Origin of the sequence: Dyella humi (assembly GCF_044904605.1) — a bacterium.
GTDB lineage: Bacteria > Pseudomonadota > Gammaproteobacteria > Xanthomonadales > Rhodanobacteraceae > Dyella_B > Dyella_B humi.
Map to the genome: position 1 here is coordinate 2,028,827 of NZ_JADIKI010000023.1, position 19,954 is coordinate 2,048,780.

Annotated in this window: 20 protein-coding genes; 7 read left to right on the plus strand and 13 right to left on the minus strand. The window is 61.9% G+C overall.

The window, feature by feature from the left end:
• Window positions 1-24: 24 nt before the first annotated feature.
• The gene (locus ISP18_RS20095; protein WP_380011657.1) at window positions 25-1,035 is read left to right on the plus strand and encodes a bile acid:sodium symporter family protein; all 1,011 of its coding nucleotides are present in this window, start codon (window positions 25-27) and stop codon (window positions 1,033-1,035) included.
• Between the two features lie 72 nt (window positions 1,036-1,107).
• On the opposite strand, the gene purH is transcribed toward ISP18_RS20095, so the two are convergent.
• The 11 genes from purH to ISP18_RS20150 form a co-directional block, all read right to left on the minus strand.
• Window positions 1,108-2,718, minus strand: a complete 1,611-nt coding sequence (gene purH / locus ISP18_RS20100; protein WP_380011660.1) for a bifunctional phosphoribosylaminoimidazolecarboxamide formyltransferase/IMP cyclohydrolase — start codon at window positions 2,716-2,718, stop codon at window positions 1,108-1,110.
• A 112-nt stretch (window positions 2,719-2,830) separates the two neighbouring features.
• Entirely contained in the window at window positions 2,831-3,118 is a 288-nt protein-coding gene (locus tag ISP18_RS20105; RefSeq protein WP_380011663.1) for a helix-turn-helix domain-containing protein, read from the minus strand.
• Window positions 3,119-3,312: 194 nt separating this feature from the next.
• The gene (locus ISP18_RS20110) at window positions 3,313-4,095 is read right to left on the minus strand and encodes a zinc-ribbon and DUF3426 domain-containing protein (RefSeq protein WP_380011955.1); all 783 of its coding nucleotides are present in this window, start codon (window positions 4,093-4,095) and stop codon (window positions 3,313-3,315) included.
• 129 nt (window positions 4,096-4,224) lie between these two features.
• Window positions 4,225-5,121 (minus strand): 50S ribosomal protein L11 methyltransferase, encoded by an 897-nt coding sequence (gene prmA / locus ISP18_RS20115; RefSeq protein WP_380011666.1) that lies wholly within the window; start codon window positions 5,119-5,121, stop codon window positions 4,225-4,227.
• A 261-nt stretch (window positions 5,122-5,382) separates the two neighbouring features.
• Entirely contained in the window at window positions 5,383-6,756 is a 1,374-nt protein-coding gene (accC, locus tag ISP18_RS20120; protein WP_380011669.1) for an acetyl-CoA carboxylase biotin carboxylase subunit, read from the minus strand.
• A gap of 15 nt (window positions 6,757-6,771) precedes the next feature.
• On the minus strand, window positions 6,772-7,236 hold the full coding sequence (gene accB, locus ISP18_RS20125) for an acetyl-CoA carboxylase biotin carboxyl carrier protein (protein WP_380011672.1): 465 nt from the start codon (window positions 7,234-7,236) through the stop codon (window positions 6,772-6,774).
• A gap of 83 nt (window positions 7,237-7,319) precedes the next feature.
• On the minus strand, window positions 7,320-7,772 hold the full coding sequence (gene aroQ, locus ISP18_RS20130) for a type II 3-dehydroquinate dehydratase (protein WP_380011675.1): 453 nt from the start codon (window positions 7,770-7,772) through the stop codon (window positions 7,320-7,322).
• A gap of 144 nt (window positions 7,773-7,916) precedes the next feature.
• The gene (locus tag ISP18_RS20135; RefSeq protein ID WP_380011678.1) at window positions 7,917-8,462 is read right to left on the minus strand and encodes a peroxiredoxin family protein; all 546 of its coding nucleotides are present in this window, start codon (window positions 8,460-8,462) and stop codon (window positions 7,917-7,919) included.
• A 19-nt stretch (window positions 8,463-8,481) separates the two neighbouring features.
• On the minus strand, window positions 8,482-10,653 hold the full coding sequence (locus tag ISP18_RS20140) for a protein-disulfide reductase DsbD family protein (protein WP_380011681.1): 2,172 nt from the start codon (window positions 10,651-10,653) through the stop codon (window positions 8,482-8,484).
• A gap of 53 nt (window positions 10,654-10,706) precedes the next feature.
• Entirely contained in the window at window positions 10,707-11,618 is a 912-nt protein-coding gene (locus tag ISP18_RS20145) for a DMT family transporter (protein ID WP_380011684.1), read from the minus strand.
• 92 nt (window positions 11,619-11,710) lie between these two features.
• Window positions 11,711-12,409 (minus strand): glutathione binding-like protein, encoded by a 699-nt coding sequence (locus tag ISP18_RS20150; protein ID WP_380011687.1) that lies wholly within the window; start codon window positions 12,407-12,409, stop codon window positions 11,711-11,713.
• 108 nt (window positions 12,410-12,517) lie between these two features.
• Here ISP18_RS20150 and pdxR point away from each other — a divergent pair, with 108 nt between their 5' ends.
• The 3 genes from pdxR to ISP18_RS20165 all read left to right on the plus strand — a co-directional run bounded on the left by pdxR (window position 12,518) and on the right by ISP18_RS20165 (window position 15,582).
• A complete protein-coding gene (gene pdxR / locus ISP18_RS20155) occupies window positions 12,518-13,969 on the plus strand; it encodes a MocR-like pyridoxine biosynthesis transcription factor PdxR (protein WP_380011690.1) in 1,452 nt (483 codons plus the stop codon).
• A gap of 108 nt (window positions 13,970-14,077) precedes the next feature.
• Window positions 14,078-15,091: a TlpA family protein disulfide reductase gene (locus tag ISP18_RS20160; protein WP_380011693.1), complete on the plus strand. Its 1,014-nt coding sequence runs from the start codon at window positions 14,078-14,080 to the stop codon at window positions 15,089-15,091.
• 50 nt (window positions 15,092-15,141) lie between these two features.
• The gene (locus ISP18_RS20165; RefSeq protein WP_380011696.1) at window positions 15,142-15,582 is read left to right on the plus strand and encodes a cupin domain-containing protein; all 441 of its coding nucleotides are present in this window, start codon (window positions 15,142-15,144) and stop codon (window positions 15,580-15,582) included.
• Here the strand turns inward: ISP18_RS20165 and cutA are convergent.
• Together cutA and ISP18_RS20175 are read right to left on the minus strand one after the other, a co-directional pair.
• Window positions 15,546-15,869 carry a divalent-cation tolerance protein CutA gene (cutA, locus tag ISP18_RS20170; protein WP_380011699.1) on the minus strand — a complete coding sequence of 108 codons (324 nt, stop codon included), beginning with the start codon at window positions 15,867-15,869 and terminating at the stop codon, window positions 15,546-15,548. The two genes, ISP18_RS20165 and cutA, sit on opposite strands and share 37 nt — an antisense overlap.
• Before the next feature lie 10 nt (window positions 15,870-15,879).
• Window positions 15,880-16,545: a class II aldolase/adducin family protein gene (locus ISP18_RS20175; protein ID WP_380011702.1), complete on the minus strand. Its 666-nt coding sequence runs from the start codon at window positions 16,543-16,545 to the stop codon at window positions 15,880-15,882.
• Window positions 16,546-16,831: 286 nt separating this feature from the next.
• On the opposite strand from ISP18_RS20175, the gene groES reads away from it, so the two are divergent.
• The 3 genes from groES to ISP18_RS20190 all read left to right on the plus strand — a co-directional run bounded on the left by groES (window position 16,832) and on the right by ISP18_RS20190 (window position 19,914).
• The gene (gene groES / locus ISP18_RS20180; protein WP_380011705.1) at window positions 16,832-17,125 is read left to right on the plus strand and encodes a co-chaperone GroES; all 294 of its coding nucleotides are present in this window, start codon (window positions 16,832-16,834) and stop codon (window positions 17,123-17,125) included.
• A 125-nt stretch (window positions 17,126-17,250) separates the two neighbouring features.
• Window positions 17,251-18,894, plus strand: coding sequence for a chaperonin GroEL (gene groL / locus ISP18_RS20185; RefSeq protein WP_380011708.1), 1,644 nt, complete (start codon window positions 17,251-17,253; stop codon window positions 18,892-18,894).
• Between the two features lie 252 nt (window positions 18,895-19,146).
• Window positions 19,147-19,914 carry a hypothetical protein gene (locus tag ISP18_RS20190; RefSeq protein WP_380011711.1) on the plus strand — a complete coding sequence of 256 codons (768 nt, stop codon included), beginning with the start codon at window positions 19,147-19,149 and terminating at the stop codon, window positions 19,912-19,914.
• Window positions 19,915-19,954 lie beyond the last annotated feature (40 nt).

The following is a 19,954-nucleotide window of genomic DNA, read 5'->3' on the forward strand; positions in this document are numbered from 1 at the left end:
AAGCCCGTTTCCTCGCTCCCTGCCATGTCCCTGCGCCGCTTCCTTCCCGATAACTTCACGCTCTGTCTCATCGCCACCGTGATCACGGCCAGCGTGCTGCCGTGCCGTGGCAACGCAGCGCACGCGTTCGAGTGGCTGACCAATCTGGCGATCGCGCTGCTGTTCTTTCTGCACGGCGCGAAACTGTCGCGCGAAGCGGTGGTGGCGGGCATCACGCACTGGCGCCTGCATCTGGTGGTGCTGACCAGCACGTTCGTGTTGTTTCCGGTACTGGGTGTGTTGCTGAAGCCGGTGCTGTCGCCGCTGGTTACGCCGGCACTTTATGTGGGCATTCTGTTTCTCTGTACCTTGCCATCGACGGTGCAATCGTCGATCGCGTTCACCTCGATCGCGCGCGGCAATGTGCCAGCGGCGGTGTGTTCCGCCTCGGCGTCCAGCCTGATCGGCATTGTCGTCACACCGCTACTGACGGGGTTGGTGGTGCAGACGCAGGGTCAGGGCGGCATGTCCTGGCACTCAGTAGGCGACATCGTGTTGCAACTGTTCGTGCCGTTCGTGGCAGGTCAGATCGCGCAGCGTTGGATCGGCGGCTGGGTGCAGCGCCATCGTCCGCTCATCGGCTTGGTCGATCAGGGTTCGATCCTGCTGGTGGTGTATACGGCATTCAGCGCGGCGGTGTTGCAGGGCCTGTGGAAACAACTGCCGCTGCCGGTGCTGGGTGGCTTGCTGGTCGTCAACGCCATCCTGCTAGCCGCGGCGCTATTGATCACGCGTTACGGCGCGCGTGCGCTTGGCTTCAAGCGTGAGGACGAGATCACTATTGTCTTTTGCGGTTCCAAGAAAAGCCTGGCCAGCGGCGTGCCGATGGCGAATGTGCTGTTTCCCGCGCATGCGCTGGGCATGATCGTGCTACCGCTCATGCTGTTCCATCAGATGCAGTTGATGACGTGTGCGGTATTGGCGCGCAGGTACGCGCGGCGGAAAGACGTCACGCAGCGTTATACGTCGAGTAACGAAGTGGCTACCGCCGAATGATGTGTAGGCTGGGATGGCAATCCCAGCTTTCCCCGTGGTTTCCTGATGCTGGGATTGTCATCCCAGCCTACGTCAATGACGGAAGTGGCGCATGCCGGTGAATACCATCGCCATATCGTGCTCATCCGCCGCAGCGATCACTTCCGCATCGCGCATCGAACCGCCCGGCTGAATGACCGCGCGAATACCTGCCGCAGCCGCGGCGTCGATACCGTCGCGGAACGGGAAGAACGCATCGGAAGCCATCACCGAGCCGCGCACCTCGAGCTTTTCATCAGCGGCCTTGATGCCGGCAATGCGCGCGCTGTACACGCGGCTCATCTGGCCGGCGCCGATGCCGATGGTCTGGCGATCACGCGCGTAGACGATGGCGTTGCTCTTGACATACTTCGCTACTTTCCAGGCAAAGATCAGATCGCTGATTTCCGCTTCGGTGGGCGCGCGGCGAGTAACGATCTTAAGGTCTTCCGCGGTAACCATGCCGCGATCCGCCGTCTGGATGAGCAGGCCTGAACCTACTCGGCGGCAATCGTTGCCCGGATGTGCCTGGCTAAGGTCGCCGCCGGCCGGCGGTGGAATTACCAGCACGCGTACATTGGTCTTCTTGGCAAAGGCTTTCAGCGCATCATCCGCATAGCCCGGAGCCAGCACCACTTCCACGAACTGCCGTTCGACAATAGCGCGCGCCGTGCCGGCATCTACTTCGCGATTGAACGCGATGATGCCGCCGAAGGCCGAGGTGGGATCGGTCTGGTAAGCCAGATCGTACGCACGGCCGATACCATCAAGGCTTACAGCCACGCCACACGGGTTGGCGTGCTTGACGATCACGCAAGCGGGCTTGATGAAGCTGCGCACGCACTCCCATGCGGCGTCGGAATCGGCGATGTTGTTGAATGACAGTTCTTTGCCTTGCAACTGGCGGAACGTGGCGAGCGTGCCCGGCGCCGGATACAGGTCGCGGTAGAACGCCGCCTGCTGATGCGGATTTTCGCCATAGCGCAGATCCATCAGCTTCACAAAGCGGCCATTGGCTTGGCCCGAGAAGGCGTCATGGCCGGCGATGGCATCCTGCGTATCGTTAAGCTGCAGGCCCGACAGGTAATCGCTGATCGCGCCGTCGTAACTGGAAACGTTGTTGAACGCGGCCACCGCAAACTTGAAGCGTGTGGAGCGGCTCAAGCCGCCGTGCTGCTCGACTTCCGCGAGCGCTTCCTCGTACTGGTCTGGCGAGGTGAGCACGCCGACGTCGCTCCAGTTCTTGGCAGCGGAACGCAGCATGGCAGGGCCGCCGATGTCGATGTTCTCGATGGCCTGCTCCAGCGTGCAATCGGGCTTGGCCACGGTAGCTTCGAATGGATACAGGTTCAGTACCAGCAGATCGATGGGCGCAATGCCCAATTCGGCCATCACCGCATCGTCCGTGCCGCGACGGCCAAGCAGGCCGCCATGGACTTTTGGATGCAAGGTCTTCACGCGGCCGTCCATGATCTCGGGGAAGCCGGTGACGTCGCTGACGTCCTTCACTGGCACGCCGGCATCACGCAGGGCCTTGGCGCTGCCACCGGTAGAAAGCAGTTCCACCTTTGCCGCGGCCAGGCGGCGGCCCAGTTCGATCAGCCCGGTCTTGTCCGAAACGCTGATCAGGGCGCGGCGGATGGGAGTGACGGCAGGTGCGGGCATGGCGGCTTCCGGAAGCATGAAAGCCTTGCATTATAGCGCGATGCAGCATGCCTCGGCGGCACGCTGTTTGGACGGCTAAACGGAATGATTTGCGACCAGGCGCGGCCGTGACTCAGAGCAGGCCGTGCACGGCCAACTTCTTGCGCAGCGTGGCGCGATTGATGCCCAACACTGCTGCTGCACGGCTCTGGTTGCCATCGTGGAAAGCCAATACTTCACGCAGCAACGGACCTTCGACTTCGCGAATCACTAGTGCGTGCAAACCTTCGTCGCACGGCGTGTCACCGATGTCCGCAAGATAGCGGCGTACGGTACGACTTACGCATTCACTCAGTGCGCTCTGCGACGAGGATTCACGAACAGCCTCGTTGGCAGGCAGTCTGACGGCGTTCAAGGACATTTCCCCTCACGTACTCCACACAACGGCTGCATGGGCCGTCGCCATGTTTTGGCAGTTACCGCTTTCGCGGCGGGTCGCAGTTGCGCGCTTTTGTTTAGCGCGAGGGACCGAGTGTACTCGCGACCGGCGACAAAATTAAGAGCCTTCGGCCATGAAAACGCATAACGCCATGCCGAACAGGGACTAAGCGTTGGTTATTCAAATCCCATGTCAAAGGCGACCGCCTGATGGCCCGGATCCTCTACCTCGAAGACCAAGGCTGTGCTAGCGCCGGGTGCGAGGCCGCGACGCAAGGCATCGATGTCGTCGAGGTATTCGTAGGGGTTAAGGCGGCGCATGGCGATCGTTTTGCCGTTGCCGTCAGACAGACGTATGGTCACTACCGGCCATGGCTGGGTGAAGCTGGCATCGTTGCGCACCATGGCGCTGATCATGAGCGCACCTGCAACGGTAGGATGCGTCTGCACGTCGCGTGCCAGCAAGCGCAGCTTGCTGACGTCGTGCACCTGCGGCAAGCGGCATTGAAAGACGGCACACGTCTGCTGTAACAGTGGGCCGATGGTGGCGTCGGCGATCAATGTGTCACGCAGCGCCCAACCCAGTTGCGCAAGCAGGCCGAACAGCAACAGCAGGCATGCGATGATCCACGGCCAGCGGCGCGGCCGGTTGGCGCGCGACTCGCGAGCGAAACGTGGCGTGACGGTGAGATCAACGAAATCATCGCGTAATGGCAGTGTTTCATCCGCCGCGGCTTCCGGCTTGGGCCGATACACCGCCGATTCCAGACGCGGCGGTTCCACGCCGGGCTCGTGCGAAGGCAGTTCGGTGAACGGTTCCGGCGGCAGTTGATCGGCCAGCGTGGCGATGCAATCGAAGCTGCCGCCGCAATGCCCGCACATGACGAAGCCGTGCGCCTGCGCGAGCGTGCGCGCATCGACGGAAAACACGGACAGGCATTCAGGGCATTGCGTATACATGCTCACGAGGACGGCACGATCGATAACGGGAAGTTATAACGAATGAAGATCGGGGAACAGGGAACGGGGAACATCAAGATCTCGTGAGCTTCATGTTCCCCGTTCCCTGTTCCCCGATCCTCGCTTTTTCTAGCGTCTATGCCCACTGATCCGCACCCAATCCTCGCGTGCATCCACGCGCAGTGCATCGAACCATTCGGCATAACGCGCCAGCAGTTCTTCGTGCTGCCCCTGCAGGATGCCGGAGATCGCAAACGGCGCGCCGGGCTTGGCAAGCCTGGCGAACTGAGGCGCAAGTTCGCTGAGCGGACCGGCGAGAATGTTCGCGACGAATACGTCGGCGGGCTCGCCTTCAAAATCCTCGGGCAGGAACAGCGCCAACCGATCGCCGACATGGTTGCGTTCGGCGTTGTCCGCGGAGGCTGTCAGCGCCTGCGGATCGTTGTCCACGCCCACGGCCGATGCCGCACCCAGCTTGAGCGCGGCGATCGCCAGAATGCCTGAGCCGCAGCCGTAGTCGATCACGCGCCTGTCTGCTAGATCAAGGCCATCCAACCATTCAAGGCACAGCGCGGTGGTCGGATGCGTGCCGCTGCCGAACGCAAGGCCGGGATCGAGTTGCACGATCGCCAGCGCGTCATCCTCGGGCGGCGCAATGTTCCACGGGTAAATCCACAGCCGCCGTCCGAACGGCATCGGCTGGTACTGGTCCATCCATGCACGCTCCCAATCCTCGTCGGCCACGTCGTGGAAGCTCAGCTGATCGGGCTCCAGCCACGGCAGCAATTCGCTCAGGGCTTCGCTGAGGCCGCGACGATCGGAGTCGGCGTCGAACAATGCATTCAAAGTGATGGTGGGCCATAGCGGTAGCTCGCCCACGCCCGGCTCGAAAATAGCCTGCTCGTCGGGCGTTTCGGCGTTGGCATCGCGCAGGGTGACCGACAAGGCGCCCAGATCTTCCAGCGCCTCTTCCACGCGAGGTTGTTGTTCGGCGCGGACGATCAAGGAGAGTTCGAGCCAGGGCATCGGTGTTCCGTGAGGAGGGTGATGCGGGGATTGTCCCTCTCCACGGTGGGGTGAGGGTAGGGTGAGGGGTGAAACTTGCGATGAGGTTCAAGCCGAAAGTTTGAACCTAGCGTAATGCGCAGTCACACCTTGCCGTCATTCCGGCGAAGGCGGGAATCCAGTTTTAATACGCAGTGCGGAGCAAACAAAATTTATGTTGAGTGCTTCGCACAGCATGTTTAACCGGATTCCGGCCTTCGCCGGAATGACGAGCGTGAGTACTCAATGCCCGCTGTGCGGATGTTCCTTGCTCTCCGCCATGCGCTTTTCCAGATAGTGGATGTTCTGCCCACCCTGCTGGAAGCCGACGTCAGACATGATGCGTTGCTGCAGCGGAATATTGCACTTCACGCCTTCGATCACCGTCTCGGCCAGCGCCAAACGCATGCGCGCGATGGCGGTTTCGCGATCGGGACCGTGCACGATCAGCTTGCCGATCATCGAATCGTAGTTCGGCGGAATCTTGTAGCCGTCGTACAAGTGCGTATCCACGCGCACGCCGGGGCCGCCCGGTGCTTCGAAGCGCTTCACCGTACCCGGCGAAGGCATGAAGGTGTCCGGATCTTCTGCGTTGATGCGGCATTCGATCGCGTGACCCTGAATCTTAATGTCTTCCTGCTTGAGCGACAGTTTTTCGCCGGCAGCGATGCGAAGTTGTTCGCGTACCAGATCCACGCCGGTGATCAGTTCCGTTACCGGATGTTCCACCTGGATGCGCGTGTTCATCTCGATGAAGTAGAAGCGGCCGTTTTCGAACAGGAACTCGAAGGTGCCGGCGCCGCGATAACCGATGCGCAAACAAGCGTCCACACACACCTGGCCGATCTGCGCGCGCAGTTCCGGCGTGATGCCGGGCGCGGGTGCTTCTTCCACCACTTTCTGATGGCGACGCTGCATCGAGCAGTCGCGTTCGCCCAAGTGAATCGCATTGCCCTGGCCATCGGCGAGCACCTGGATTTCCACGTGACGCGGATTCTCCAGAAACTTCTCCATGTACACCTGATCGTTGCCGAACGCCGCTTTGGCTTCCTGCTTGGTCATGGTGATGGCGTTGCCCAGATGCGCTTCGGTACGCACCACGCGCATGCCGCGACCACCACCGCCGCCAGCGGCCTTGATGATCACGGGGTAGCCGATTTCGCGCGCGATGCGCACGTTTTCTTCGACGTTTTCGCCGAGCGGACCACCGGAACCTGGCACGCACGGCACGCCCGCCGCTTTCATGGCGCGGATCGCTTCCACTTTGTCGCCCATCAGGCGGATCACGTCGGCGGTGGGGCCGATGAAGATGAAGCCGCTTTGTTCCACCTGCTCGGCGAAATCCGCACGCTCGGACAGAAAGCCATAGCCGGGATGGATCGCGTTGGCGTCGGTGATTTCCGCGGCGGCGATGATGCGTGGGATGTTGAGATAGCTATCCACGGACGGCGCCGGACCGATGCAGATCGCTTCGTCGGCGAGCCCGACGTGTTTCAGGTTGCGGTCGGCGGTGGAATGCACCGCCACGGTCTTGATGCCAAGGCTGTGGCACGCGCGCAGCACACGCAGCGCGATTTCACCACGGTTGGCAATGACGACTTTCTCAAGCTTTTGCATGGGAATAGGGGCCGCTCAGCCGATCACGAACATCGGTTGGTCGAATTCCACCGGCTGGCCGTTCTCGACCAGGATGGCCTTCACCTCGCCGGCGACTTCGGCCTCGATCTGGTTGAACATCTTCATCGCTTCGATGATGCCCAGCGTCTCGCCAGCCTTCACTTGCTGGCCTACTTTCACGAACGCGGGTCCGCCCGGGGTGGCCGAGGCATAGAAAGTGCCGACCATCGGCGCCTTCAGCACGTGGCCGGCTGGCAGATTGCTGCCCGGCTCGCCTTCGGTCGGTGCCGGCGCAGCGGCCACCGGAGCGGCGACCGGAGCCGGAGCTGGCACGTGTACGGCGGGCGGCGCGGCGACGGTGATACCGCCCTTGGGAACGCGCGACAGGCGCACGACTTCCTCGCCTTCCTTGATTTCCAGTTCGGCGAGGTTGGATTCCTCGAGTAGGTCGATCAGTTTTTTGATCTTGCGCAGATCCATAGGGCTTGCCTTCTCAGGGTCTGGAGGCCGCAGCGTGGCGGCCCTTGAGTGAACGGTATGGAGTGAAAGGAAACGACAGGCGGCTAGCCGCCGGCCTTCTGTTCAAGTTTGCTAAGGGCGGCGTCCAGCGCGAGGTGGTAGCTGGCGCTGCCGAAGCCGCAGATCACGCCCACGGCCAGGTCGGAAAGATAGGAGTGGCGGCGGAACGGCTCGCGGGCATGCACATTGCTCATGTGCAGCTCGATGAAAGGAATGCCCACTGCGGCCAGTGCATCGCGCAGGGCCACGCTGGTATGGGTGAACGCGCCGGGGTTGATCAGGATGAAGGCCACCTGCTCGTCCCGCGCCTGGTGGATGCGGCCGATCAGCTCGTGCTCGGCGTTTGACTGATACCAGTCCAGCTCATGACCGGCCGCCTGGGCGTGCTGGGCGAGCTGGTTGTTGATGTCAGCCAGCGTCTCCCGGCCGTAAATATCGGGTTCGCGCACGCCGAGCAGGTTGAGGTTGGGTCCGTGCAGGACCAGCAGCTTCGCCATAGAGCTCCGGCGTCCCCCGGGGTATCCAGAATCCGCGAAGTGTGCGGGCTGTCAGGAATATTGTCTAGTTCGGCGTAGATCGGCGATGTTTGACGGAGAAAGAAGATGTTAAACGTGCGGGAACGTATGGCGTCGTAAACCGCATCAGGGCGCGGTTGTCGGGGATAGCCAGCGATCGAGCTGATTGGCGTCGAGCGGGCCTCGATGCGCCGCCAGGATGCGGCCGTTTTCATCCAGCAACACACTGTAGGGAAGCATTTCGCCTGTGTCGCCGAAGCGCAGCGAGGTGCTGGGTGAATCGAGCTGGCCGATCAGAATGGGATAGTCCACCGGATGCTGGGTCAAGTAGGCCCGAACACGATCGGGCTCGTCCATCGCAATACCCAGCACGATCGCCCCCTGATCGGCGAACTTATGCTGGGCAGCGTTCAAGGCGGGCATCTCGGCCAAGCACGGCTTGCACCAGCTGGCCCAGAAGTTCAGCAGCAGGCGTCGACCTTGGTATCCGGACAGCCTGCGTTCCTTGCCGTCGAGGTCCAGCAGCGCTATATCCGGTCGAAGATCGCCGACGTTCGCCACCTGAACCCCGGGCGGTACGTGCGTCTGGCTGCTTTCATGCTGCAGCCAGCCGCCAGCGATGGCTGCCAGCAGCGCCAGGGCGAGAATGACGAGGTTGGTGCGGCTCAGCATGCGCGGGAGCCCATTCCCATCACTTGGCTGCCTCGTTCAAGGCCTGCTCTACCAGCGAGGAGGTCAGCACCGTCGGCAATTTCCGGCCGGCGCCGCCATCCTTCGGGAACACGACGTACAGCGGCACGCCGGGGGAGTGGTATTCCTGCAGGAAGGCCGAAATGGCCGGATCCTCGTTGGTCCAATCGCCCTTCATATAGATGGCGCCGGTGCGCTTGAGCAGCGCCTTGAAATCGTCGCCGTTGAGCACGGCGTGCTCGTTCGCCTTGCAGGTCACGCACCAGTCGGCGGTCATGTCCACGAACACCGGCGTGCCAGCCTTGCGCAGTTCGGCGAGTTTTTCGGGCGAGTAGGCAACGACGCCGTCGCTGGCGCCGGCCGTCTGTGCAACGGCAGGCAAGGTGGCGAGGTAATACAGCGGCGCCAGCGTGAACAGCGCGAGCAGGCCGACCAGCACGCGGCTCAGCACGCCGCGATGGCGGCTGCGTTCGAACCACCACAGCGTCATGGCCAGCAATACGGCGGCGACCAGCAGCAGACCCACCGCATCGGCGCCGCGCTGATTGGCGAGCACCCATGCCAGCCACGCCACGGTGAGATACATCGGAAAGGCGAGGACTTCTTTCAGCGTTTCCATCCAGCGGCCGGGGCGCGGCAGCCAGCGCGACAACGCCGGCACGAAACCCACGGCCAGGAACGGCAAGGCGAGGCCCACACCTAACGCAAGGAACACGCAGATGGCGCTCGCGATCGGCGCTACCAGCGCGTACGCCAGCGCACTGCCCATGAACGGCGCCGTGCAGGGACTGGCGACCACCACCGCCAGCACGCCGGTAAAGAAATCGCCGGCAGGTCCGGAACGGCTCGCCAGCGCGCTGCCCGTGTTGCCGAGCGATGCGCCGAACTGCGCCACGCCGGACATCGACAACGCTACGGCGAGCATGATCAACGCCAGCACGGCCACTACGATCGGATTCTGCAGGTGCGCGCCCCACGCGGTTTTCAGCGCGATGATCACTACGCCCAGCACCGCAAAGCTCACCAATACACCGGCTGTGTACATCAGTGCATGCAGGCGCCGGCGCGCCGGGTTCTCACCGCTTTCGATCAGGCCGATCGCCTTGATCGACAGCACCGGCAGCACGCACGGCATGAGGTTCAGCACCAGGCCGCCGCCCAGGGCGAGCAGCAGCGCGTACAAAAAGCTCACGCCCGGCGATCCACCGTTCTTCGCGTCGACCGGCGGCATCTCCGGTGCGGGATTGGGCGCAGCTTCAACCGTGGTGCCGCCATTGCCGGTCAGATCGATATGCGCTTCGCGCGTCATCAGCGGATAGCACAGACCGCCATCCTGGCAACCCTGGAAACTGGCCACCAAGGCAAGCGTCTTGGTGCCGCCAGTGTCGCCATTGATGGCCACCGGCAAGGTCACTTCATTGAAGTACACGGTGGTGTTACCGAAATGCGCATCCTGATGCATGGTTCCAGCAGGCCACGCTGGCGACAACGAAAGCTTCGGCGCATCTTTCACTGCAAGCTGCGTCTGATCGCGATACAGGTAGTAGCCCTTGGCAAGCGTCCAGCGCAGCAGTAGGTGGTGCGCATCCTGCGCGATCGCATCGAAATGAAATGCGTCTTCGGCCGGCAGCGGCGTGCCGTTGTTGCCACCGACCAATGCCTGCGGGCGCGAGCCGAGCAGATCGTTGAGTTTGTTGTTGGTCGGTGTTGCCGCCGCGGCGGGAACCGGCAGAGACAGGTGCTCGGTATGCGGCGGATAGCAGATCTTCGGATCGGTCTCGTGGCAGCCCTGATACCGCACGCTCAATGCAAGCGTCGTGGTGCCGGGTGCCAGTGTGTAGGGAATGGTGGCATCTACGCTGTGGTGATACGTCTCGACCGGTCCAAGGTAAGGATCGTCGTGCTTCTCGCCGTTGGGCAATTGCGCTTCGCCCAGCGTCACACCGTCGCCGCCCTTGAAGGCCATGCGTCCGCGATAGAGGTAGTAATCCTGCGCGATGGTCCAGTGCAGCTTCACCACGCCGGGCGTGCTGGCGTCGGCGGTGAGCTTGTAGGCCTCGGTCACCGGCAGCAGGTTGTCTTCGGCATCCTGGGCAACGGCCTGCATACCGAACGCCAGCGTAAGCAAAGTAAGCAGATAAGCGGCGACGCGGCCGTAACGAAGCGAACGCATTCCAACTCCATGCAGTGGGGATCGCGCGGGGGCGCGAACGGGGATTATGGACCTTAAGCCTTTTCGACCGCATCCAGCGGCGCGGGTGCCGCGGGACGAAGCTTCAACATGCCGGTGGTGAGTGCCACACCCAGCAGGATCACGGCGCAACCGCCACCCATCGCCAGCGTGATCGATTCGCGCAGAAACATTGCGCCCCACACCACGCCGAACACAGGGATCAGGTACAGCACTGCCATCGAGCGCGTTGAACCAATGCGCGCCAACAGCCGATAGAACAGCACGTAGGCGAGCGAGGTGCAGGCTGCCGCCAGACCGAACATGGCGATCCACGCCTGGGCCGTCGGCGATTTGGCCGGCCACAGCCACACCGTGAAGGGCAGTAGCATCACTGCCGCGGCGACCTGGCTGCCGATCGCCACCGTTAGCGGCGACACGGTCTGCACGCGGCGATGGCTGTAGTGCGCGCCGAAGGTATAGCAGATGTTCGCGCCCACGCAGGCCGCCATGGCCCAGCCGACCGGCGCACCGCCATGGCCGAAGCCCAGGCTGCCACCGATCAGCCACACCACGCCGGTCATGCCGATCACCAGGCCGCTCGCCTGTGTGGCATTCAACTTCTCGCCCAGCCACAGCGCGCCGGAGGCCGCCACCAGCAACGGTGCGATGGCATCGAAGATGGCCGACAACCCGGCCGGCAAGCTCTGCGCCGCGTACGAAAACAGCACGAACGGCAGCGCGGAATTGGCCAGGCCGATCAATGCGACTGAGCGCCAATTCGCGCGCAATTCCGCCAGGCGTTCGCGCGACATCAGCAACGGTATCGAGCAGATTGCCGCGCCGATCGCACGCATGCCGGCCAGCGCCATGCTTCCAAACTGGGCCGCGCCCATGCGCATGAACAGAAACGAGGCACCCCACAGGGCTCCGAGCAACAGCAGGGCGGCGACGTCGGATTTCTTCATGGCGGATGCGCTCGTAAAGGCGGGCAGTTAACCCTAGCCCTGCACGGTGACAGGACCTGTCAGCAGTCTTGGTAGGAAGCGACGCACTACACCTAGGCGCGAACCTTTGCGCCCTGGTTGAACAATATCTTGCGTTCTTCTTCCGATATCGCCTGCTTGGGCGCATACACGTTCTCGACATCCTCGTAGGTGCGCATGGTGGCCGGTCGCGTTGCCATGCTTTCGAACCAGCGCTTGAGATGTGGAAACTCGGCGAGGTTCTGTCCATATGCTTCGTGCGGAACGATCCATGGGTAACAGGCGATGTCGGCAATCGAAAATTCGCCCGCAATGAACGGGCGATCAGCCAAGCGACGATCGAGCACGCCGTAAAGCCGGCTGGTCTCGCGTGTGTAGCGGTCGATGGCGTAGGGCACTTTTTCAGGCGCGTAGACATTGAAATGACCAATCTGCCCGGCCATCGGCCCGAGGCCGGCCATCTGCCAGAACAGCCACTGCAGCACTTCGCTGCGCCCGCGGATGTCCTGCGGGATGAAGCGCCCGATCTTTTCAGCGAAATACAGCAGGATGGCGCCGGATTCGAACAACTGCACTGGCTCGCCACCACCGGCCGGCGCGTGGTCGACGATCGCTGGGATCTTGTTGTTCGGCGAAATGGCCAGGAATTCGGGTTTGAATTGCTCGCCCTTGCTGAGGCCCACCGGCACGATGCGATAGGGCAGCTGCGCTTCTTCGAGGAACAGCTTGGCCTTGAGGCCGTTCGGCGTCGCGGCGAAATAGAGATCGATCATGACGGATGGCTCCAGCGGGCGTTAAGGCCATCCTAGGTAATCAGGTGGTCTTGCAAAAGAACCACATCAGGGCAAATCTACGGGTCCAGTTTTGAGCGCCTGTGACGCATGGACAACCCTTTCGAGTTTCCCTTGGACTTGCCAGAGCGTGGTTCCCGGCAGCGGCTGGCGGCGCTGCATGGGCAGTTGCGCGCTGCGATTCTTGACGGGCGGCTCAAAGCCGGCCTGCGGTTGCCTGCAACGCGTGTGGTGGCCGATGCGTTAGGGGTGTCGCGCAACACCGTTGTCGCGGCCTACGACTTGTTACTCAGCGAGGGCTATATCGTGGCCCGGCGCGGCGCCGGCAATTTCGTGGCCGATCTCGCCGCACGGAGGCCGGTTGTTCCGGCGAAGACTTTGGCGGATCGCAATGAGCGTCGATTGGCGCCGTACTGGCGTCACATCGATACCATGCCAGCGCCAATGGAACTGGGCGCGTTTACCTGCGATTTTCGCCTCGGCATTCCCGATAGCCGTTCGTTTCCTTATGAGGTGTGGCGTCGCCTTTCGGCGCGCGCCTTGCGTCACTTGTCCAACGCAGCGCCTTTGTATGGCCATCCGCAGGGTAGCCCCGCGTTACGGGAAGCCATTGCCCGCCACATTTCGTTTGCGCGCGCCGTAGCGTGCGAGCGGGACGATGTGATCGTGACCAACGGCGCACAACAAGCCTTCGATTTGTTGGCGCGCGTGCTGGTTACGCCGGGACGTACGGTTCTTGCCGTTGAGGATCCGGGATATCCGCCGTTGCAGGAAGTATTTAGAGCCGCGGATGCCAAGGTCGTCGGCGTGCCGGTGGACGAAGAAGGGCTGGTGGTGGACAAACTCCCCGATGACACCAACGTCATCTATGTCACGCCGTCGCATCAGTTTCCGCTCGGTGTCTTGATGTCACCGCGCCGGCGCATGGCCTTGCTGGATTTTGCCCGGTCGCGTGGTGCGGTGATCATCGAGGACGATTACGACAGCGAATTTCGCTACAGCGGCAGGCCACTGGATGCGCTGCAGACGCTGGATCGTGATGGCGTAGTTTGCTATGTCGGCACATTTTCCAAATGCTTGTTTCCAACGCTGCGCATCGGCTATGCGGTCGCGCCGCCATGGTTGCGCGTAGCCCTTGCGAATGCGAAATATCAGGCGGATTGGCACGGCAACGTGATGGCGCAGGACGCGCTTGCCGCGTTTGTCGCCGAAGGGCATCTCGTGCGCCATGTACGTCACATGCGCAAGATCTACGCGGAGCGACGCGATATCTTGCTGGATGCGTTGAAACGGCATGGTGATGGGCGTTTGCATGTGTATCCTTCGGACGCCGGTTTGCATCTCGCCGTAAGGCTTCCTGATTCTGTCGATGCGACCCAACTGGCGAAACGTGCTGCAGCTGTTGGCATTCGACTGGAAACCTTGAACAGCTGCGCCCTGGATTCGGCCGCAGTAAATGGCCTGGCGTTTGGCTTTGGCATGATCGATGCGCAGCGCATCGACGAGGGTATTCGCCGGTTGGTCCAGCTCTTAGATCGATAGCGTGGCGCGTCGTGTCATGCGGTGGCACCCTGCATTTGCCGCAAAGTGGCTCTTATGGCGGCTGCGCCGAATCGCGAGGATGTATGCGACCTCATTAAGGAGATTGTCGTGCGCGTCGTGACCCTGCTTGCGTTGATAATGTTGTGTGGTTTCAGCGCCGTGCTGCATGCCGAAACGGGCGATCAGCATGCGCAGGCGGCGGCGCACGGTCTGGTCGGCACGCCGGCGCCGCGTCTTGTGTTGAAGACAATTGATGGGCAATCCATCGACCTTGCCAGTCTTTACGGCAAGAAAGCCGTCTACCTGGAATTCTGGGCGACCTGGTGTGTGCCGTGCCGGCAGCAGATGCCACACCTGAAGCAGGTCTATGAGCAGGCCGGTCCGGATCTGGCGGTGATTGCCGTCGATGTCGGTTTCGACGATACCGTGGAGGACGTGCGCAAGTATCGGCATGACATGGGATTGAAGATGCCGATCGTATTCGATGATGGCTCAATCGGCGAAGCCTTTCATTTACGCGTCACGCCACAGCATGTGGTCATCGGACGCGATGGTCGTATTGCATTTATCGGGCACGAGGCAAACGCGAAACTCGATGCCGCGTTGCTGGCAGCCCGCACTTCCGCGACGTCATCGAATGCGGTGTCTACAGCGGCAAAGGATGAGGCGCACTATGACGTGGGCGATCGGTTGCCCAGCCTTACCGTTGCGACGCTGAACCATGGGTCGTTTCCATTGCAGCAGAGCAACGGAAAGCCCACCGTGTTGGTCTTCCTGTCGCCGTGGTGCGAAACCTATCTTGCAGGCAGCCGCCCGGCCCTTGCCGCAAGTTGCCGTGCAGTGCGCGAACAGGTCACCGCGCTATCACACAACACGAACGTTCGCTGGCTCGGCATTGCCTCAGGTTTGTGGGCGGGCAAGGATGATTTGCGTGCCTATCAGCAGCAACATCACGTCGCGATGCCGCTGGCACTGGATGATTCCGGTGCGCTCTTCCGCAGTTTCCGCGTCATGCATGTGCCGACGTTGCTGGTCGTCGATGCAAATGGTCGCATCGTGCGCCGCGTGGAAGGTGTGGATCCGACGCTGAGTAGCGAGTTGAAGGCGCTCAGTTCGGGTTGAGTGGATACGTTATTGCTGCCGTTTCGGTTGATTCAAAGAAGGCGTGATTTATGAAACGCATGACGATGTCCGTATTGATGCTGATCGCGATCGCAGCGGCGACTTTTTCGATGGATAGTTTTGCAGCCGAAGAGCGTGCACTGTTGTCGGCGCCGCTCACGCAGGCGGTTGGGCGCCAGTTGAGTGCGGAGACGGTGACGTATGCGCCGGGTCAATCCACGTCGCCGCATCGGCATGGCGGCGATATCTTCGTTTACGTGCTGTCAGGCCACATCCGCAGTCAGCTCGCAGGCGGTGCGTTGCATGTCTTCGGTCCGGGTGAAAGCTGGTTCGAAGCAGCAGGCGCGCATCATGTGGTGAGCGGCAACGCAAGCGACAGCGAGCCTGCGACGATGCTGGTGGTTTTCATCGCCTCACCGAAGGCGGTCTTGACCACACTCGATAATGCGGAAGCTCACGCATCCACGCCGGCGCGCACCCAATCCAGATAGGCGGCGTAACCGTGTTCTACCGGAACGGCGATCAGTTCCGGCAGCTCGTACGGATGTAAAGCCAGCACGCGTGTCTTCATGGCGTCGAAGCGTTTGGCCGTGGTTTTGATCAAAAGCAATTCTTCGTTATCCGTGGTGATCTTGCCCTTCCAGCGATACGTCGAATGAACACCAGGCACGCGATTGACACAGGCTGCCAATGATTCATCCACCAAGGCTTCGGCCAGACGCTGCGCACTGGCGGCGTCGGGACAGGTGCAGTAGCAAAGCAGAACGTCGTCGGACATGGGGGCGAGTTCAGGTCGAAGTGGACGATGAATTGCGCGAGATCAGGCCGTAGTTGCCGAATTTTTCCAGCACCTGTGTGACCTCCGCATCGTTGAGCAGCGCCGGCTTGCCTACCTGCAGTGCCAGCGCGTATTGCCGGGCCAGCGTTTCCACTTCCACTGCGCGCCACATGGTCTGCTCCAGGGTGGCGCCCACTGCGATCATGCCGTGGTTGGCCAGCAGGCAGGCCAGGCGGCCATCGAGCGCATGTACGACAGCATCGGAGAGCTCCTGCGTGCCGTAGGTGTAGTAACCCGCGCAGCGGATCGAATCGCCGCCGCTTACGGCGATCATGTAGTGCGCCGCGGGAATACCCATGCGGCACATCGCCAGCGCGGTGCTGTAGGGCGGATGGGCATGGACCACCGCATGCACGTCCGGCCGTGCGGCATAGATGTCCCGGTGGAAGCGCCACTCGCTGGAAGGCCGCAACCGGTGTGCGTAGCTGCCGTCCATCGCCACCTGCACCACGGCTTCGGGCGTGATCTCCTCATAGGGCGTGCCGCTGGGGGTGATCAGGAATCCCTCGTCGTGGCGCACGCTCAGGTTGCCGGAGGTGCCCTGGCTCAGGCCGGAAGGCGTCAGCTTCAAGCCGTGGGCGACGATCTGCTCGCGTAGTGTCTGGTCCCTGCTCACTGCCTGGTTCCCTGTGTGGAAATGGACCATCGTCGGCATTTTCGCCGGCCGTGTCGATCCTCCCCGGCACCCGCGACCAATTTGCAAACCGCGTCGTTTCGTTGCAAGCCCTTGAAAGCCCACCCGCTTCCCCCATAACGGCTTCACGACCTATCCGGCCCCTGTTGCAGGGGTTTTTTTGGCGGCTAGAATTGGCACTCGTGTACCCCGAGTGCTAACACCGCCGCCAAGGCCGGTTCAGGGGTCACCCAATCTTTAACCCAAAGCCACAGCTGGAGTTCATCCCATGAGCAAACTGCGTCCGCTGCACGATCGCGTCATCGTCAAGCGCCTGGAGGAGGAGCGTGTCTCCGCCGGCGGCATCGTCATCCCCGATAGCGCCACCGAAAAGCAGACCCGCGGCAAGGTGATCGCCGCTGGCGAAGGCCGCATCCTGGAGGACGGCAAGGTTCGTCCGATGTCGGTCAAGGCCGGTGAAACGGTGCTGTTCGGCAAGTACGCCGGCCAGGAAATCAAGATCGACGGCGAAGAGCTGGTCTTTCTGAAGGAAGACGACATCGTTGCGGTGATCGAAGCTTGATCCGACGGTGCCAGGTGAGCGAGCGCGAACAGTACAACCGCGCTATGCCAGTCGCCTTCGGCTCCTTCCGCAGCTTTCCCGCAAGATTTTCCCATTTTTAATTTAATTTTTTGAGGCAAAAAATTATGGCAGCCAAAGAAGTCCGCTTCAGCGAAGACGCGCGCGCGCGCATCCTCAAGGGCGTGAACACCCTGGCCAACGCGGTCAAGGTCACGCTGGGCCCGAAGGGCCGCAACGTCGTGCTCCAGAAGAGCTTCGGCGCCCCCACCGTCACCAAGGACGGCGTGTCCGTCGCCAAGGAAATCGAACTGTCCGACGCCTACGAGAACATGGGCGCGCAGATCGTCAAGGAAGCCGCTTCCAAGACCTCCGACAACGCCGGTGACGGCACCACCACCGCCACCGTGCTGGCCCAGGCGTTCGTGCGCGAAGGCCTGAAGGCTGTGGCCGCCGGCATGAACCCGATGGACCTGAAGCGCGGCATCGACAAGGCCGTGACCGCCGCGGTGGAAGAGCTCAAGAAGCTCTCCAAGCCCACCGCTGACGACAAGGCCATCGCCCAGGTCGGCACCATCTCCGCCAACTCCGACGTCGCCATCGGCGACATCATCGCCACCGCGATGAAGAAGGTCGGCAAGGAAGGCGTGATCACGGTTGAGGAAGGTTCGGGTCTTGAGAACGAACTGGACGTCGTCGAAGGTATGCAGTTCGACCGCGGCTACCTCTCGCCGTACTTCATCAACAACCAGCAGAGCCAGCAGGTCGAGTTGGAAGATCCCTTCATCCTGCTGTACGACAAGAAGATCTCCAACGTTCGCGAAATGCTGCCGATCCTCGAAGGCGTGGCCAAGGCCGGCAAGCCGCTGCTGATCGTCGCCGAGGAAGTCGAAGGCGAGGCGCTGGCGACGTTGGTGGTCAACACCATCCGCGGCATCGTCAAGGTTGCCGCCGTGAAGGCGCCGGGTTTCGGTGATCGTCGCAAGGCGATGCTGGAAGACATGGCCATCCTTACCAACGGCCAAGTCATCTCCGAAGAAGTGGGCCTGCAGCTTGAGAAGGCCACCATCCAGGATCTGGGCCGCGCCAAGAAGGTCGTGGTGACCAAGGAAAACACCACCCTCATCGACGGCGCCGGCGAAGCTGAGAAGATCCAGTCGCGCATCAAGCAGATCAAGGCGCAGATCGAGGAAACCTCCTCCGACTACGACCGCGAGAAGCTGCAGGAGCGCGTGGCCAAGTTGGCCGGCGGCGTGGCAGTGATCAAGGTCGGTGCTGCTACCGAAATCGAAATGAAGGAAAAGAAGGCCCGCGTCGAAGACGCCCTGCACGCCACGCGCGCAGCCGTTGAAGAAGGCGTGGTGCCCGGTGGTGGCGTGGCGCTGATCCGCACGCTGAAGGCCATCGAAAACCTGAAGGGCGACAACGAAGACCAGAACCACGGCATCGTCATCACCCGTCGTGCGCTGGAAGCTCCGCTGCGCGAGATCGTGTTCAACTCCGGTGACGAGCCGTCCGTGGTCGTGAACAAGGTCAAGGAAGGCAAAGGCAACTACGGCTACAACGCCGCCACCGGCGAGTTCGGCGACATGATCGAGTTCGGCATCCTGGATCCGACCAAGGTCACCCGTTCGGCGCTGCAGTACGCCTCCTCCGTGGCAGGCCTGCTGATCACCACCGAAGCGATGGTGGCCGAACTGCCGAAGAAGGAAGAGCACAACCATGGCGCCCCGGGCGGCGGCATGGGCGGCATGGGTGGTATGGACTTCTAAACGTCCATTTCCCGCTTGTCTGCAAGAATCGAAAGCCCCGCGCAAGCGGGGCTTTCTTTTTGCGCGCACATGGTGCGCGATGCGGGTCGCTGTGTGCGACGCCAAACACGACGCATTGCCGAAAACGCGTATTACCTTCAAATTCTTCGGTTTCTTTTGCGAGGTTGATCACACTTTTTGGCGCTGAAAGGACTCATCGTAATTTTCACAATTCGTTTGCCAGCATCGACCAAACAGGGGGAGCTTGATTCGATGATCGAGCTGGAAATCCAGATCCTTTCGGATCGCCGGGAAGGACTGCTCGTGGAACTTGGTCGCGTAGTGGTCGCCAGCGGATTCACGCTGTTGCGCCAGCGCGTGTATCAGGACAATCACGGCGCATGGCTGGTCATGGTGGTGCGCGGTGAGCCGGAGCGGCAGCTCGGCCTGGAAGAAGTGCTTGCCACGCACAACCGCGTACTGAGTTTCGAAGCGACATTGCTGGCGCCGGGCACGGCGCAGGCAGTTACAGCATCGGCGCCACGTGTACCGAATGGCGCAGTGAATGGCGCAACAACGCCGCTGGCTCACGTCGGGCCCGACGTGCAGAAAGTCGAAAGCGTGCTGCCGCAACTGGCGCGCGATTATCCGAAGGTTTTTCCCTGGCTGCTGGCGCTGGAGCACGAAGTGACGGCCGAGGCGCGCGAGGCCTCGCTGCTGCTCGCTGGTCGGCGGACGGGCATCTGGGTGTTCAAGCGCGATTTCGAAATGGGCGGCAAGCTGGGCTTGGCCGAAGCGATCAAGCGCATCGCCTCGCCCGCGCTGCGGGCACTGGTGACGGTCGACGTGCGCGATCGCCACATTCATATCCAGGACTGCCCGCTCTGTCCGCCAGGCGGTCATTCCGGCTGCAAGTTCTTCAAAGGTTTTCTTGAAGGCATGTTGGGCGCATCGTCCGCGCCGCAGACGGTTTTCGTGCGCAACCTGCATTGCCGCAGCAGTCGCGGCATGGGCGATTGCATTCTCGAAGTATCGCATTGATGCGGGCGTGGAGGGCGCGCGCATCCATGCTGGAAACGTG

What these genes read in the sequence shown, in the direction of transcription:
- ISP18_RS20095 (WP_380011657.1), top strand. Translation starts at nt 25, where the DNA reads ATGTCCCTGCGCCGCTTCCTTCCCGATAACTTCACGCTCTGTCTCATC.
- purH (WP_380011660.1), bottom strand. Translation starts at nt 2,718, where the DNA reads ATGCCCGCACCTGCCGTCACTCCCATCCGCCGCGCCCTGATCAGCGTT.
- ISP18_RS20105 (WP_380011663.1), bottom strand. Translation starts at nt 3,118, where the DNA reads ATGTCCTTGAACGCCGTCAGACTGCCTGCCAACGAGGCTGTTCGTGAA.
- ISP18_RS20110 (WP_380011955.1), bottom strand. Translation starts at nt 4,095, where the DNA reads ATGTATACGCAATGCCCTGAATGCCTGTCCGTGTTTTCCGTCGATGCG.
- prmA (WP_380011666.1), bottom strand. Translation starts at nt 5,121, where the DNA reads ATGCCCTGGCTCGAACTCTCCTTGATCGTCCGCGCCGAACAACAACCT.
- accC (WP_380011669.1), bottom strand. Translation starts at nt 6,756, where the DNA reads ATGCAAAAGCTTGAGAAAGTCGTCATTGCCAACCGTGGTGAAATCGCG.
- accB (WP_380011672.1), bottom strand. Translation starts at nt 7,236, where the DNA reads ATGGATCTGCGCAAGATCAAAAAACTGATCGACCTACTCGAGGAATCC.
- aroQ (WP_380011675.1), bottom strand. Translation starts at nt 7,772, where the DNA reads ATGGCGAAGCTGCTGGTCCTGCACGGACCCAACCTCAACCTGCTCGGC.
- ISP18_RS20135 (WP_380011678.1), bottom strand. Translation starts at nt 8,462, where the DNA reads ATGCTGAGCCGCACCAACCTCGTCATTCTCGCCCTGGCGCTGCTGGCA.
- ISP18_RS20140 (WP_380011681.1), bottom strand. Translation starts at nt 10,653, where the DNA reads ATGCGTTCGCTTCGTTACGGCCGCGTCGCCGCTTATCTGCTTACTTTG.
- ISP18_RS20145 (WP_380011684.1), bottom strand. Translation starts at nt 11,618, where the DNA reads ATGAAGAAATCCGACGTCGCCGCCCTGCTGTTGCTCGGAGCCCTGTGG.
- ISP18_RS20150 (WP_380011687.1), bottom strand. Translation starts at nt 12,409, where the DNA reads ATGATCGATCTCTATTTCGCCGCGACGCCGAACGGCCTCAAGGCCAAG.
- pdxR (WP_380011690.1), top strand. Translation starts at nt 12,518, where the DNA reads ATGGACAACCCTTTCGAGTTTCCCTTGGACTTGCCAGAGCGTGGTTCC.
- ISP18_RS20165 (WP_380011696.1), top strand. Translation starts at nt 15,142, where the DNA reads ATGAAACGCATGACGATGTCCGTATTGATGCTGATCGCGATCGCAGCG.
- cutA (WP_380011699.1), bottom strand. Translation starts at nt 15,869, where the DNA reads ATGTCCGACGACGTTCTGCTTTGCTACTGCACCTGTCCCGACGCCGCC.
- groES (WP_380011705.1), top strand. Translation starts at nt 16,832, where the DNA reads ATGAGCAAACTGCGTCCGCTGCACGATCGCGTCATCGTCAAGCGCCTG.
- groL (WP_380011708.1), top strand. Translation starts at nt 17,251, where the DNA reads ATGGCAGCCAAAGAAGTCCGCTTCAGCGAAGACGCGCGCGCGCGCATC.
- ISP18_RS20190 (WP_380011711.1), top strand. Translation starts at nt 19,147, where the DNA reads ATGATCGAGCTGGAAATCCAGATCCTTTCGGATCGCCGGGAAGGACTG.